This is a genomic window from Desulfobulbus alkaliphilus, assembly GCF_016918545.1.
GTDB lineage: Bacteria > Desulfobacterota > Desulfobulbia > Desulfobulbales > Desulfobulbaceae > Desulfobulbus > Desulfobulbus alkaliphilus.
Genome location: NZ_JAFFQC010000152.1, coordinates 1 through 489, shown reverse-complemented (window position 1 = coordinate 489; position 489 = coordinate 1). Strand labels below are relative to the sequence as shown.

General features: G+C 64.0%; 1 protein-coding gene. It reads right to left on the bottom strand.

All coding sequences use genetic code 11. From position 1 onward, the window contains the following. Positions 1-489, bottom strand: a 489-nt coding sequence (locus JWG43_RS20695) for a M3 family metallopeptidase (RefSeq protein WP_205244295.1), incomplete at both ends; no start/stop codon positions are given.

Genomic DNA, 489 nt, shown 5'->3' with positions numbered 1-489 from the left:
CCTTCAGCAGGGCCGCCACGTCCGGGTCGCGACCGCGGAAGGCGCGATAGGCTTCGGCGCGATCGGTGGTGTTGCCCGGCGCCAGCATGATCGACTTGAAGCGGCCGGCGATGTCCGGATTGAACACGTCGCCCGACTCTTCGAAATAGGCCCAGGTGTCGGCGTCCATCGTCTCGGACCACAGATAGCTGTAGTAGCCCGCCGAATAGGCGTCCGACGTGAACAGGTGATTGAACTGCGGCAGGCGGTGCCGCATCACGATCTCCTTGGGCATGCCGATCCGCGCCAGGCTGGCCTTTTCGAACGCGTCGATATCGGTCGGCGGTACGGCTTGGGTGTGCAGGTCCATGTCCACGATGGCCGAGGACAGATAGCTGACCGTCGCATAGCCCTGGTTGAAGGTGGCGGCGGCCTCGATCTTGTTGACCAGTTCGGCCGGCATGGCCGCGCCCGTTTGATAGTGCTTCAGATAGCCGTCCAGGATCGGGC